Raw genomic sequence first — 12,901 nt, 5'->3', positions numbered from 1 at the left:
CTATCTATATAAGTATATTCACTAACGTGGCGCTAATAGAATAAAATCATCTTAATAGAAGTTGTTTCTGACTACACTTACTTAATTCGTGTGAAAAATACGAGACCGCAATCAATACTAAAAGTTTGATTGCGGTCTCGCATTTGTGTAAGTATTCAAATGTTATATTAATATAATACTAAAGTCAAAATGACATATATTACAAATATGATCACTGTAATAATATTTAAAATTTGAACAGCTTTTTGGTCTTTTTTACCACTTTTGAAACCTGTAATTTCCACGTTACCAACTAATAGTAAGAGTAGAATAAATACCCACCAGTTAATTGCGGGGAATGAGAGTGTTGTAATTGCTACTACAAATAGTAATAATAGAGCCATAATTATTCTTAAAATACGAGTGATAATTGTATTCATTTTAAATATGCTTATGTAACTCACAATTAGATAAAGTATTGGTAACAAGATAAGATATAGTTGCATATGTTGACATCCTTTCTATATTCGCTCTTAATCTTAGCATGTAAAAAATAGATTGACTAGGATGTTATTTATGATCTTTTCGACTAATTTCTGAACGCACAGATGCAATTTCTTCTTCTATCTCTTCAAGTTGTCTTACCAATGGGTCAACATCTTGATTGACGGATTCTCTTTTTTCCAAATCGCCTTGTAATCTGACATAATCATATTTTAGTTCTGCTAATTTATCATTTAAATCCATTGCTAGTCACTCCTTATTATTATAGCATTAGGCTACATGAGATTGACTAGAATTATAACATGAAATCGAAAGCTTCTAAAACAACCAACATTTATGTTAAAGTATGAAAATGGAATGAAAACGAAATAATGTAATGAAAGAAGGATTATTGTGACTCAACAATTTATCATAATTATTATACTGATTGCATTGGGTTATACATTAAAGAGGGTTAATTATTTTAAGGCGAACGATAGCCAAGTATTCTCTACCTTAGTATTAAATGTCACATTGCCTTCGCTAGTAATAGTTAATTTGAATGGTGCAGAACTTGATTTATCACTTTCAATTTTACCAATAATGATGATTATTTATGGTATTCTTGCCAAGATTATTGTGGTCTGGCTATTTATAAAATATGATAACCAAATTCGTGGCACGACTGGCATGATGATGGCTTCATTGAATATAGGTTTATTTGCTTATCCGCTCGTTGAAGCAATATGGCCACAAACAGGAATGATATATTTTGGTATGGCTGATATAGGTGGGGCTATTATCATGTTTGGTGTAACATACTTTGTCGGTAGCTATTTTAGTAGCGCCGGCGATAGTTTCGACTTTAAATATTTAGGGAAAAACTTGCTCAAATCGGTGCCACTTATGACTTATATCATAATGTTTATTTTAAATATGCTTGATATTCATTTTCCAGACCCAGTAATTGATTTTTTCTCTGTGTTATCTGGGGCTAATATGCCATTATCAATGATTTTACTAGGTCTGATGTTGAACTTCAGTATTGATAAGAGGTTTTTACCGATTGCACTTAAATATTTAGCTATACACTATGGTTTAGGTATACTTGCTGGTTTATTAGTACATTTCTTTTTACCAGTAGAAGATGAGATGATCAAAACAACTTTACAAGTTGCTTGGTTATTACCTGTTGGTGTAGCTATCATACCTTATTCCATACAATTTAAATATAAAACTTTACCATTGGTAGGTATGGTTACGAATTTAACTATTGTAATTAGTATTGTCATTCTGTACATTTATCAAGCTTTATTTGTTTAAACATAATGAATAATTTAATAACAAAATATAGATTAAGGCTGGGACAAATTGATTGTCACAGCCTTAATCTATAAATGAGTATTTATCTCAGATAAACATTTTGACTTATAACAAATCTAGTCATCTTTGTCTGCGCGGGATGATTATATCTTTTTAAATAAATTACTTTCTACTCCACTTTCTTATATGACTTATTAATTGAAAAAGGGAAGAATGCAGGTACAGTTAAGGTTAATTTAACAATCCTTATATATGCATAAACAAAAAATACTCAGGACATTTCACTAACATCTTGAGTACTTTATCGTAATTGTAAAGTTAATGGCCCACAAAAACATATAAGCTTTAGCTTAAATATTCTTGTGGGCCATAATGTCGAGACATAAAGATACGTCTCGGTTAATTTAGATATTGCAGTCGGGGTATGACAGCGATATCGATTGCGAAAAGATATTTCTACCTAAACGGGCTTACTAATGGTTTACCATTAAACAGGGATAAGTCTAATTGATAAATATAAGTTAACCTTTACCGCCCATAAATGCTGGGTAGTTTGTCATACCACCGTCTACATAGATTGTAGTACCGTGAATGTAGTCAGCTAAATCTGAACATAAGAAACGTGCAACATTTGCAACTTGATCAGCTTCACCAATTTCTTTGGCTGGAATCATTTCTAATGTTTCAGCACGTGTTTCTGGATCAGAGAACTTCTCTCTTGTATGTTCTGTTACGATAGCGCCAGGTGAAATATTATTAATGCGGATGCCGTGTTGAGCGTACTCCATAGACATTGTTTCCATCATTAATTTTAAGCCGCCTTTACTAGCTGCGTAGTTTACATAGTTTGGCCAAGGGATTTTATCGTGTACACTTGATGTGTTAAGAATAATACCTTTTTTATCTTCTTTAAGGAATTGATTAACTGCAGCTTTTGAACCGATAAATGCACCAGTTAAGTTGATATCAATAACTTTTTGCCATTCTTCTAAAGGCATCTCATGAGTTGGAATTGGTTTTTCAAAACCAGCATTATTTATAAGAATATCTAATGTTCCAAATGTATCAACTGCAGCTTTAATTAAATTATTTACATCTTCCTCTTTTGATACATCTGCATGTACTTTAATTGCTTGTCCGCCTGCATCTTCAATTAATTTGATAGATTCAGCTACATCGTCTAATGAACTTTCTGAAAGATAGTTAATAACAACTTTAGCCTTTTCTTTACCAAATTGTTCTACCATTGCTTTACCAATGCCGCTACTACCACCTGTGATAACTACTACTTTGCCTTCTAAATCTGTGAACATATTCAAACTCCTCCTTAATTAATAACAATTTAAAGCATGGTCATATCTCTTAATTATAATTATGCTTTAATATTTCCGAGTACAAAGGCTGCAATAACGATAAGTACAATACCAGCCCAAATACCAATCATCTGACGTTTGTCTTTTTTCTCGCCTAATAGGAAGATGCCGCCGAGTGTAGATACAATAACTAATAATTGTGAAAATGAGAAACTAGTTGCTACACCAACTTTTGGTTGTGAGTAGAACATAAATAAGTTACCGATACCCCATACAACACCTGGAATTAAATTCCATAGTGTACTTTTAACTGATGTTTCATGTTTAGCTGATAGTATTAAACCACCAATAGCCATACCTATAGATTGGAAGAATAAAGCATTCATTCCATCTACGCCAAATATTTGTGCTACTACTACGTAGACAACATAACCAACAGTAGATATTAAAAGGATAGGCATCGCTTTACCAAAGTTTTTGGCATTTTCTGATGCTTCATTTTTACCTTTAATAGATGTTAACGCAATACCAATAACAAGTAATACCATAGCGACAAGGCCTAATGTAACTTGCACACCAGTACTCCATTCACCTAAGAAAATGGCACTAAATAACGTTGTACCAACCAACTGTAATCCTGTTGAAATAGGCATTGTTTTTGATACACCTATAAGACTTACAGATTTTAATTGATAACCTTGACCTAATGCCCAGAAAGCACCAGAAATTAAACCGACAATAATGATAGTAAGATCATCAAATTTGGCATTACCTGTAAGTAATAAGATAATACCGATGATTAATGCACCAAAAGTCGTCCCTCTAATCTGATTATAAGGGCCTCCACCTACAAGAACATTAATTAAAACTACACTACCCCAGAATAACGCAGGTAATAAAGCAATTAATAAATCCATACTTTTACTCACTCTCTCTCTATTTGTTTTTCTCCCCTTAAAACAATCACCAACAATTGTTTACAAACATTCATTCTAAACCAAACTATTATTTTAGTAAAAGTATTAGTTTATAATTTGCAATTTTTTTGTAATTAAATTGCAAAAAGAGAGCAATAGTGGACTATTACTCTCTTTTGTATAATTGAAAAGATTTTATTTTAAATAATATAGTTTAGAGATGTGCAGCCACGTATTTGAATTTTTTATATTCGTAATTAATATAAAAACCTAATTCGTTAAAACGTTCTACTAGTGTGTGATTTTTATTTCTAATCTTGAAATATGTTTTATCAATATCATAATTAGAGAATGCAAAATTTAAGGCGTGCGATAATAAGTCAAATGCGATTCCCATAAATCTATAATCTGTATGAGAAGAGAAATACTTAATTTCAGCATTTTTAGTATCTTCATATATTTGTAAGTATAAGTAGCCTTTTAGAAGGCCTTCAGACATGAAAACAAAAAGTTTATGTTGCTCATCCAATGAATTAACAATTTCGTCAGCGGTCATTACATCATGTTTGAACGTGTGCTCATGTAATTTTTTGAAGGAACGATAGTAAGCTGGATGATAGTCTGTTATGTTTTGGATATTATCAACAGTACCAATGTCCTGTGTTGATATTAAATGATAATCTGTAAAACTATAAGATGACTGAATTGATTTCATAAAAGACGAATAATTTTGCTCGTATGCTTCAAAGGAAAAATTAAAGTTGGCTGTGTCAGGTTTACTTTGCGCCATAGCTTCAAATAAAACTTTAAATGATTCAGTTGTTAATTCTCTATTTTTATCGATGAAAGGACCAATAACCTTGTATTTATTATCTTCATATTTAAATGCGAAGATAAGCATGACGATTTCATTTTGTTCATTGACTTGAGCAAATACACCTGGATCGTCTATAGCTTGTTTTATGGCAGATTCAACATTTTCGTGTGCTTGTGGTAATTTATATAGATAAGATGCGGTATGGTAATCAGCGTTATTAATAAACTTTACAATTTGATCATAGTTATTTAACTGAATAATTTTCATAACAATACCTCCATAGAATGATCGCTTAAGTTAATTATAAGAACTTTTTTGAATAAATGGAAGTTTTGATGTGCTACATACATGTTACAATGTATATTATATTGAATTTGAAAGGGCGAAATTATGAAATCATTAATTATAGCTGAGAAACCTTCAGTAGGTAGAGATATTGCAAATACGCTTAATATCAACGAAAAACGTAATGGTTACTTTGAAAATAATAAATATATTGTTACATGGGCATTAGGTCACTTGGTAACTAATGCAACTCCAGAACAATATGATAAGAGTTATAAAGAATGGAAACTTAATGATTTACCGATCATACCTAATAAAATGAAAACAGTTGTTATTAGTAAGACTAGAAAACAATTTTCGACTGTTCAATCATTGATTAATAATAATAATGTGAAAGATATTATTATTGCAACCGATGCTGGGAGAGAAGGAGAGCTTGTAGCACGTTTGATTTTAGATAAATCACACAATAAAAAGCCAATAAAACGTTTGTGGATTAGTTCAGTAACGCAAAAAGCAATTAGAGACGGTTTTAACAAGCTTCAAGATGGTCTGAAATTCAACAATTTATACTATGCTGCGTTAGCAAGAAGCGAAGCAGATTGGATTGTAGGTATAAATGCAACGAGAGCATTAACTACTAAGTATGATGCGCAATTGTCATTAGGACGTGTTCAAACACCAACAATACAATTAGTCCAAATGCGACAGAATGAGATTAAACAGTTTGAACCGAAGACATACTATACAATGTCAGTTGATGCAGGAGGCTTAACTTTTCAATGTACTAAACCACAGTCACATCCAGATAAAACAGTATTTGAAAGTATAGAAGATAAAATTAAAGGCTACTCTGCTCAAATAACATCAATAACCAAATCACATAAAAAAGCTTATCCACAACAACTATATAGTCTAACTGACCTTCAGCAAGATGCATATAAACGTTTCCACTTAGGTCCTAAAGAAACTTTGAACACGTTACAAGCATTGTATGAACGCCATAAATTGGTTACGTACCCGCGTACGGATTCTAATTATCTAACTGATGATATGGTAGATACTTTAAAAGATAGATTGCAAGCAATTATGGCAACTTCATTAAAAGATGTGGCCAAAAGTCAAATGAGGCAATCATTCTCAGCTAATCAAAAGTTTGTGGATAATAGCAAAGTTTCAGATCATCATGCAATTATTCCAACTGAGGTACGGCCAGACATAGATCAATTAAGCCAGAGAGAATCTAAAATATATATGATGATTGCACAAAGGTATTTAGAAAATCTTATGCCTCCACATGAATTCGAAGCTGTTTCAATAGAATTGAATATTAAGGGCTATGTATTTACTTTTAAAGACAAAGTAACTACTAAATTAGGTTTTAAAGAAATATATGAAGACAAAGACAAAGTAAATTACCAAATGGAGCAACTGCAAAAAGGTGCAAAATTAAATATTAGTAAAGTACAAATAAATCAACATGAAACGACCCCGCCACCATATTTTAATGAAGGAACATTGCTTAAAGCGATGGAAAGTCCTCAAAAATTCTTTGATTTAACTGATAAAAAACATAATCAAACATTAAAAGAAACTGGTGGTATTGGTACAGTGGCTACAAGAGCGGATATTATCGATAAACTCTTTAATATGAACGCGATTGAAACTAGAAATGGCAAAATAAGGATTACATCCAAAGGTAAGCAAATATTAGAATTAGCACCTCAGAAACTAACTTCACCATTATTAACCGCAGAATGGGAAGAAAAGTTAACGCTTATAGAACAAGGTAAATATGATGCAAATAAATTTATAGCTGAAATGAAGTCGTTTACGAACGATGTTGTATCTGAAATTAAAGAGAGTGATCAGAATTATAAACATGATAATTTAACAACAACAGAATGTCCAACATGTGGTAAATTTATGATCAAAGTGAAAACAAAAAATGGTCAAATGTTAGTCTGTCAAGACCCCCAATGTAAGACGAAGAAAAATGTACAAAGAAAGACAAATGCACGTTGTCCAAATTGTCACAAGAAAATGACGCTATTCGGTAGAGGTAAAGAGGCAGTATATCGTTGTGTATGTGGTCATACAGAAACGCAAGCTCAAATGGATAAGCGACATAAAAATAAAAAGTCAGATAAAGTAAATAAAAAAGATTTAAAAAAATATATGAATAATGATGAAGGATTAGAAAATAACCCATTCCAAGACGCATTAAAAGGCCTAAAGTTCTAGATTAATCGAACAAATGGTATGAAAAATATAGTAAGGTTCGTGTTTGCTATTGTAAAAAAGTTCGTTTGGTATTAGAATATGTAGGTATTTTAAAAAAAGGAGAACTAACCGTGAAAAAGTATTTCAAGTTTGATAAACACGAAACAAACTATAAGAGAGAGATACTTGGTGGGCTTACAACTTTCTTGTCTATGGCATATATATTAGCTGTTAACCCTCAAGTACTTAGTTTAGCAGGCGTTGATGGCGTGTCTGAGAATATGAAAATGGACCAAGGTGCAATCTTCGTTGCTACAGCTCTGGCTGCGTTTGTTGGTTCATTATTTATGGGTTTAATAGCAAGATATCCTATCGGACTAGCGCCAGGCATGGGCTTAAATGCGTTCTTTGCATTTACAGTTGTACTAACCATGGGCATTCCATGGCAAATTGGTTTAACAGGTGTTCTATTTTCAGGAATAGTCTTTGCATTTCTAACAATGACTGGACTCAGGGAAATAATTATAAATGCCATACCTTATCAGATGAAGATGGCTGTATCAGCAGGGATTGGTCTTTTTATAACCTTCGTAGGTTTGCAGAGTTCTGGGATAATTGTAAATAACGATTCTACATTAGTAACATTAGGACATATTACTGATGGACCAGTTTTATTAACAATATTTGGTATTATAGCTACTGTTGTATTGTATGCTCTAAGAGTACCCGGAGCTATCTTTATTGGTATGGCACTGACTTCTATTGTAGGTATGATTACAGGGCTTATACATACACCAAGTGCTATTGTAGGGCAAGTACCAAGTATAGAGCCGACTTTTGGCGCAGCATTTGAAGCGTTTAAAGATCCAAGTCAATTATTTACAGTGCAATTCTTAATTGTAATACTAACGTTCTTGTTTATTGATTTCTTTGATACTGCAGGTACACTTGTTGCTGTCGCTACACAAGCAGGCATAATGAAAGATAACAAGCTCCCAAGAGCAGGACGGGCACTGTTCTCAGATTCATTAGCGACAATTGTTGGTGCAATATTTGGTACAACAACAACAACTTCTTATATTGAATCAAGCTCAGGTGTTGCAGTTGGAGCTAGAACAGGATTTGCAAGTGTTGTAACCGGGTTCTGTTTCTTATTAGCGATATTCTTTAGTCCATTAATGGAAGTAGTAACAAGTGCTGTTACCACACCAGCATTAGTCGTAGTCGGCGTGTTGATGGCAGCAAACTTTGCAGAAATAGATTGGAAGAAATTTGAAGTAGCAGTTCCTGCCTTTGTAACAATTATAATGATGCCTTTATCATATTCAATTGCTACAGGTATTGCATGTGGGTTTATTTTCTATCCAATTACGATGCTTATTTCAAAACGTCATAAAGAAGTCCATCCAATTATGTATGCATTAATGATATTATTCATCCTTTATTTTGTATTTGTTCACGGATAATAAAAATATATAGAAGCGCACATTGTCTTTGTCGTATGACCTAGAACAATGTGCGCTTTTAATTTTTATACAGCAAAAATAAAGGTAATGTTAGGCTTGATTTGTAATGATAAATGATAGAAAGAACATGTTCCTTCATTATAATGATACCAAAACTATCTATTATTAATACTTGTTGTTTATTGTACTACTTATTTCGTCTATCTTCCGTATAGATGACTTTAGCGTTCTTATTAGGAACATAAAGTGGTGTAGATAATAAGATGAAGACAAAAAATACCATTAAGAAGAATAAGATCCAATGTACTACCATACCAACAACAGGTACAAAGGCAATAATGTTACCTACAATACCCAATAAAGGGATAAACATCATAGGTTTAATTGCGTTTTGCTTATCTACAATTAAAATCACCATCATTATAAAATAGAGCAACATACTTATCAGCAACGGTTGCCAACCAAAACTAAGAATGATACTGCCTCCAAAGAAGGGAATACCGTAAACTAACTCGCTAATTATCAAAATAATGCTTAATACTAAAAGAGTAGTGCGAATTGCACTTTTCATTTCATTTCACCACCTAACTAAAATCTTTATATCTATCTATTATATAGGAAATAATTAAAATAGAATAACAATAAGAAACTGTAAAATTATAGAAATTTAAATATTACAATAGAAATATTAGGAAATAGGTTGAAGTGAAATACTTAATCAAGTACAATAACAAAGTATGTGTTAGACAAAAGTTTTAAAAACTTTTATAGAAAAGCTTGATAAATCACTGTTTATCATGTATCATATCTAATGTTGGACTTTAAGAACACGCGATGAAGCGAAAGGTTACTGACACACCCGGCCGCTTTGCCATGGCGCTGTGTGAGATAGTTTTCGTGGAGAAGTCTATCACTTAAATGTAGACGAATAAGGAGGGAAAATTATGGCAAAACAAAAAATCAGAATCAGATTAAAAGCTTATGACCATCGAGTAATCGATCAATCAGCAGAAAAAATTGTTGAAACAGCAAAACGTTCTGGTGCAGATGTTTCTGGACCAATTCCGTTACCGACTGAAAGATCAGTTTATACTGTAATTCGTGCCGTGCATAAGTACAAAGATTCACGTGAGCAGTTCGAACAACGTACTCATAAACGTTTAATCGATATTGTTAACCCTACACCAAAAACAGTTGATGCTCTTATGGGCCTAAACTTACCATCTGGCGTAGACATCGAAATCAAATTATAATAGAAAAAATTAGGAGGTGGACTTTCGATGACCAAAGGAATCTTAGGAAGAAAAATCGGGATGACACAAGTTTTCGGAGAAAACGGTGATCTAATTCCTGTAACAGTAGTAGAAGCAAGCCAAAACGTTGTATTACAAAAGAAATCTGAAGAGATCGACGGATACAACGCTATTCAAGTAGGCTACGAAGACAAACAAGCTTACAAAAAAGATAGCAAAAGTAATAAATATGCAAATAAACCAGCTGAAGGCCATGCTAAAAAAGCAGGCACAGCACCTAAGCGCTTCATTCGTGAATTCAGAAACGTTAACGTTGATGAATACGAAGTAGGTCAAGAAGTCTCAGTTGATACATTTGAAGCTGGAGACGTAATTGATGTAACAGGCGTATCTAAAGGTAAAGGTTTCCAAGGTGCCATTAAACGTCATAATCAAGCACGTGGTCCAATGTCACATGGTTCTCATTTCCACAGAGCCCCAGGTTCTGTAGGTATGGCATCAGACGCTTCAAGAGTCTTTAAAGGACAAAAAATGCCTGGACGTATGGGCGGTAACACTGTAACAGTTCAAAACTTAGAAGTAGTTCAAATTGACGCTGAAAACAATGTTATTTTAGTAAAAGGTAATGTACCTGGTCCTAAAAAAGGTTTTGTAGAAATTACAACATCAATTAAAGGTAATAAATAATATAATACGAAAGGAGGAATTGCATAATGGCTAATTATGATGTATTAAAAGTAGATGGATCTAAATCAGGTTCAGTTGAACTAAGCGATGCAGTATTTGCAATCGAACCAAACAACAATGTTCTTTTTGAAGCGATTAACTTACAACGTGCTTCATTACGCCAAGGTACACATGCTGTTAAGAATCGTTCAGCAGTACGTGGTGGTGGACGTAAACCATGGAGACAAAAAGGTACAGGACGTGCGCGTCAAGGTACAATCCGTGCTCCACAATGGCGTGGTGGTGGTGTCGTATTCGGACCAACACCAAGAAGTTACTCATACAAAATGCCTAAGAAAATGCGTCGTTTAGCATTACGCTCAGCATTATCTTTCAAAGTACAAGAAAAAGGTTTAACTGTAGTAGATGCATTAAACTTAGATGCTCCAAAAACAAAAGAGTTCAAAACTGTACTTTCTAATTTAGAACAACCTAAAAAAGTATTAGTAGTTACAGAATCAGAAGATGTAAACGTTGCTTTATCAGCACGTAACATTCCTGGTGTACAAGTTACTACAGCTCAAGGTTTAAACGTTCTAGATATCACAAGCGCTGACAGTGTAGTAATTACAGAAGCAGCTGCTAAAAAAGTTGAGGAGGTGCTCGGATAATGGAAGCAAGAGACGTTCTTAAGCGCCCCGTAATCACTGAAAAATCTTCTGCTGCTATGGCTGAAGATAAATACACATTCGACGTTGATACTCGTGCTAATAAAACACAAGTTAAAATCGCTGTTGAAGAAATCTTTGACGTTAAAGTTGATAATGTAAACATCATTAACTACAAACCAAAGAAAAAACGTATGGGCCGTTACCAAGGCTATACAAACAAGAGACGTGTAGCAATCGTTAAATTAAAAGAAGGATCAATCGATCTATTCAACTAAAAAAAGATTACCAATAAGGAGGTAAACGACAATGGCTCTAAAAAAATATAAGCCAATTACTAATGGTCGTCGTAATATGACTAGTTTAGATTTCGCTGAAATTACGAAAACTACACCTGAAAAGTCATTATTACAACCGCTACCGAAAAAAGCGGGACGAAATAACCAAGGTAAATTGACAGTTCGCCATCATGGTGGAGGACATAAACGTCAATACCGTGTTATTGATTTCAAACGTAATAAAGATGGTATCAACGCTAAAGTTGATTCAATCCAATATGATCCAAACCGTTCAGCTAACATTGCATTATTAGTTTATGCTGATGGTGAGAAACGCTATATCATCGCTCCAAAAAACCTAAAAGTAGGTCAAGTACTTGAAAGCGGTGAAGAAGCAGACATTAAATTAGGTAATGCATTACCATTACAATTCATTCCAGTAGGTACTGTAATCCACAACATCGAGTTAAAACCTGGTAAAGGTGGACAAATTGCTCGTTCAGCTGGTGCTAGTGCGCAAGTACTTGGTAAAGAAGGTAAATATGTATTAATCAGATTAAGATCTGGCGAAGTACGTATGATTCTTTCAACTTGCCGTGCTACAATTGGACAAGTTGGTAACATCCAACATGAACTTGTAAACGTTGGTAAAGCAGGACGTTCTAGATGGAAAGGCATTCGCCCAACAGTTCGTGGTTCTGTAATGAACCCTAACGATCACCCACACGGTGGTGGTGAAGGTCGTGCACCTATCGGTAGACCATCTCCAATGTCACCTTGGGGTAAACCTACGCTTGGTAAGAAAACTCGTCGTGGTAAAAAATCATCTGACAAACTTATCGTTCGTGGACGTAAGAAAAAATAAAAATGACTTATTTGCGTGTGTGGCTTAAAAGCCGCACGCACACAATAAGAAGGGAGGCGCCACTATGGCTCGTAGTATTAAAAAAGGACCTTTCGCTGACGATCATCTAAAGAAAAAAGTTGAGGCTCAAAGCGGAAGCGAGAAAAAACAAGTAATCAAAACTTGGTCACGTCGTTCAACTATATTCCCTGAATTTATCGGACATACATTCGCTGTATATGACGGACGTAAACACGTACCTGTATTCGTAACTGAAGATATGGTTGGTCATAAATTAGGAGAATTCGCACCAACTCGTACATTCAAAGGACACGTTGCAGACGACAAAAAAACTAGAAGATAATTTCTAACAGGTAGAGGAGGAA

15 protein-coding genes are annotated in these 12,901 nt (G+C 33.7%); 9 read left to right on the top strand and 6 right to left on the bottom strand.

Annotation, left to right across the window (positions count from 1 at the left end; all coding sequences use genetic code 11):
- Positions 1–167: 167 nt before the first annotated feature.
- Positions 168–485, bottom strand: a complete 318-nt coding sequence (gene mspA / locus ACSUE0_RS11255; RefSeq protein ID WP_119613142.1) for a membrane stabilizing protein MspA — start codon at positions 483–485, stop codon at positions 168–170.
- A gap of 64 nt (positions 486–549) precedes the next feature.
- Entirely contained in the window at positions 550–726 is a 177-nt protein-coding gene (locus ACSUE0_RS11250) for an SE1832 family protein (protein WP_017722915.1), read from the bottom strand.
- A gap of 150 nt (positions 727–876) precedes the next feature.
- Between ACSUE0_RS11250 and ACSUE0_RS11245 the strand changes: the two genes are divergently transcribed.
- A complete protein-coding gene (locus tag ACSUE0_RS11245; protein ID WP_436957401.1) occupies positions 877–1,785 on the top strand; it encodes an AEC family transporter in 909 nt (302 codons plus the stop codon).
- A 521-nt stretch (positions 1,786–2,306) separates the two neighbouring features.
- Here the strand turns inward: ACSUE0_RS11245 and ACSUE0_RS11240 are convergent.
- From ACSUE0_RS11240 to ACSUE0_RS11230, 3 genes are all read right to left on the bottom strand, one after another.
- The gene (locus tag ACSUE0_RS11240) at positions 2,307–3,098 is read right to left on the bottom strand and encodes a glucose 1-dehydrogenase (RefSeq protein ID WP_119613143.1); all 792 of its coding nucleotides are present in this window, start codon (positions 3,096–3,098) and stop codon (positions 2,307–2,309) included.
- 59 nt (positions 3,099–3,157) lie between these two features.
- Positions 3,158–4,015, bottom strand: a complete 858-nt coding sequence (locus tag ACSUE0_RS11235) for a RhaT/GlcU family sugar-proton symporter (protein ID WP_119613144.1) — start codon at positions 4,013–4,015, stop codon at positions 3,158–3,160.
- Positions 4,016–4,229: 214 nt separating this feature from the next.
- On the bottom strand, positions 4,230–5,099 hold the full coding sequence (locus ACSUE0_RS11230) for a GNAT family N-acetyltransferase (protein WP_436957399.1): 870 nt from the start codon (positions 5,097–5,099) through the stop codon (positions 4,230–4,232).
- 123 nt (positions 5,100–5,222) lie between these two features.
- Between ACSUE0_RS11230 and ACSUE0_RS11225 the strand changes: the two genes are divergently transcribed.
- Both ACSUE0_RS11225 and ACSUE0_RS11220 read left to right on the top strand, forming a co-directional pair.
- Positions 5,223–7,361, top strand: a complete 2,139-nt coding sequence (locus ACSUE0_RS11225) for a DNA topoisomerase III (protein ID WP_436957397.1) — start codon at positions 5,223–5,225, stop codon at positions 7,359–7,361.
- 110 nt (positions 7,362–7,471) lie between these two features.
- Positions 7,472–8,806 carry an NCS2 family permease gene (locus tag ACSUE0_RS11220; protein WP_119613147.1) on the top strand — a complete coding sequence of 445 codons (1,335 nt, stop codon included), beginning with the start codon at positions 7,472–7,474 and terminating at the stop codon, positions 8,804–8,806.
- A 187-nt stretch (positions 8,807–8,993) separates the two neighbouring features.
- Here ACSUE0_RS11220 and ACSUE0_RS11215 read toward each other — a convergent pair whose 3' ends face one another.
- On the bottom strand, positions 8,994–9,377 hold the full coding sequence (locus ACSUE0_RS11215; protein WP_436957394.1) for a hypothetical protein: 384 nt from the start codon (positions 9,375–9,377) through the stop codon (positions 8,994–8,996).
- A gap of 373 nt (positions 9,378–9,750) precedes the next feature.
- Here ACSUE0_RS11215 and rpsJ point away from each other — a divergent pair, with 373 nt between their 5' ends.
- From rpsJ to rpsS, 6 genes are all read left to right on the top strand, one after another.
- Positions 9,751–10,059 (top strand): 30S ribosomal protein S10, encoded by a 309-nt coding sequence (rpsJ, locus tag ACSUE0_RS11210; RefSeq protein ID WP_002482611.1) that lies wholly within the window; start codon positions 9,751–9,753, stop codon positions 10,057–10,059.
- 27 nt (positions 10,060–10,086) lie between these two features.
- A complete protein-coding gene (gene rplC / locus ACSUE0_RS11205; protein WP_017722923.1) occupies positions 10,087–10,746 on the top strand; it encodes a 50S ribosomal protein L3 in 660 nt (219 codons plus the stop codon).
- A 26-nt stretch (positions 10,747–10,772) separates the two neighbouring features.
- A complete protein-coding gene (rplD, locus tag ACSUE0_RS11200) occupies positions 10,773–11,396 on the top strand; it encodes a 50S ribosomal protein L4 (protein ID WP_029378518.1) in 624 nt (207 codons plus the stop codon).
- The gene (gene rplW, locus ACSUE0_RS11195; RefSeq protein ID WP_002482614.1) at positions 11,396–11,671 is read left to right on the top strand and encodes a 50S ribosomal protein L23; all 276 of its coding nucleotides are present in this window, start codon (positions 11,396–11,398) and stop codon (positions 11,669–11,671) included. Before rplD ends, rplW begins: the two co-directional genes overlap by 1 nt.
- A 31-nt stretch (positions 11,672–11,702) precedes the next feature.
- Complete coding sequence (gene rplB / locus ACSUE0_RS11190; RefSeq protein ID WP_017722925.1) at positions 11,703–12,536, top strand: 50S ribosomal protein L2; 834 nt, start codon at positions 11,703–11,705, stop codon at positions 12,534–12,536.
- A gap of 64 nt (positions 12,537–12,600) precedes the next feature.
- On the top strand, positions 12,601–12,879 hold the full coding sequence (rpsS, locus tag ACSUE0_RS11185; RefSeq protein ID WP_017722926.1) for a 30S ribosomal protein S19: 279 nt from the start codon (positions 12,601–12,603) through the stop codon (positions 12,877–12,879).
- Positions 12,880–12,901: the final 22 nt, after the last annotated feature.

It is taken from the genome of Staphylococcus sp. AS1337 (assembly GCF_051408735.1).
In the GTDB taxonomy this organism is placed as follows: domain Bacteria; phylum Bacillota; class Bacilli; order Staphylococcales; family Staphylococcaceae; genus Staphylococcus; species Staphylococcus xylosus_B.
This window is presented reverse-complemented; position numbering and strand designations above follow the sequence as displayed.

Bases quoted from the DNA above. Each gene is read 5' to 3' on its own strand.
- mspA (WP_119613142.1), bottom strand. From the start codon at position 485: ATGCAACTATATCTTATCTTGTTACCAATACTTTATCTAATTGTGAGT.
- ACSUE0_RS11250 (WP_017722915.1), bottom strand. From the start codon at position 726: ATGGATTTAAATGATAAATTAGCAGAACTAAAATATGATTATGTCAGA.
- ACSUE0_RS11240 (WP_119613143.1), bottom strand. From the start codon at position 3,098: ATGTTCACAGATTTAGAAGGCAAAGTAGTAGTTATCACAGGTGGTAGT.
- ACSUE0_RS11235 (WP_119613144.1), bottom strand. From the start codon at position 4,015: ATGGATTTATTAATTGCTTTATTACCTGCGTTATTCTGGGGTAGTGTA.
- ACSUE0_RS11230 (WP_436957399.1), bottom strand. From the start codon at position 5,099: ATGAAAATTATTCAGTTAAATAACTATGATCAAATTGTAAAGTTTATT.
- ACSUE0_RS11225 (WP_436957397.1), top strand. From the start codon at position 5,223: ATGAAATCATTAATTATAGCTGAGAAACCTTCAGTAGGTAGAGATATT.
- ACSUE0_RS11215 (WP_436957394.1), bottom strand. From the start codon at position 9,377: ATGAAAAGTGCAATTCGCACTACTCTTTTAGTATTAAGCATTATTTTG.
- rpsJ (WP_002482611.1), top strand. From the start codon at position 9,751: ATGGCAAAACAAAAAATCAGAATCAGATTAAAAGCTTATGACCATCGA.
- rplC (WP_017722923.1), top strand. From the start codon at position 10,087: ATGACCAAAGGAATCTTAGGAAGAAAAATCGGGATGACACAAGTTTTC.
- rplD (WP_029378518.1), top strand. From the start codon at position 10,773: ATGGCTAATTATGATGTATTAAAAGTAGATGGATCTAAATCAGGTTCA.
- rplW (WP_002482614.1), top strand. From the start codon at position 11,396: ATGGAAGCAAGAGACGTTCTTAAGCGCCCCGTAATCACTGAAAAATCT.
- rplB (WP_017722925.1), top strand. From the start codon at position 11,703: ATGGCTCTAAAAAAATATAAGCCAATTACTAATGGTCGTCGTAATATG.
- rpsS (WP_017722926.1), top strand. From the start codon at position 12,601: ATGGCTCGTAGTATTAAAAAAGGACCTTTCGCTGACGATCATCTAAAG.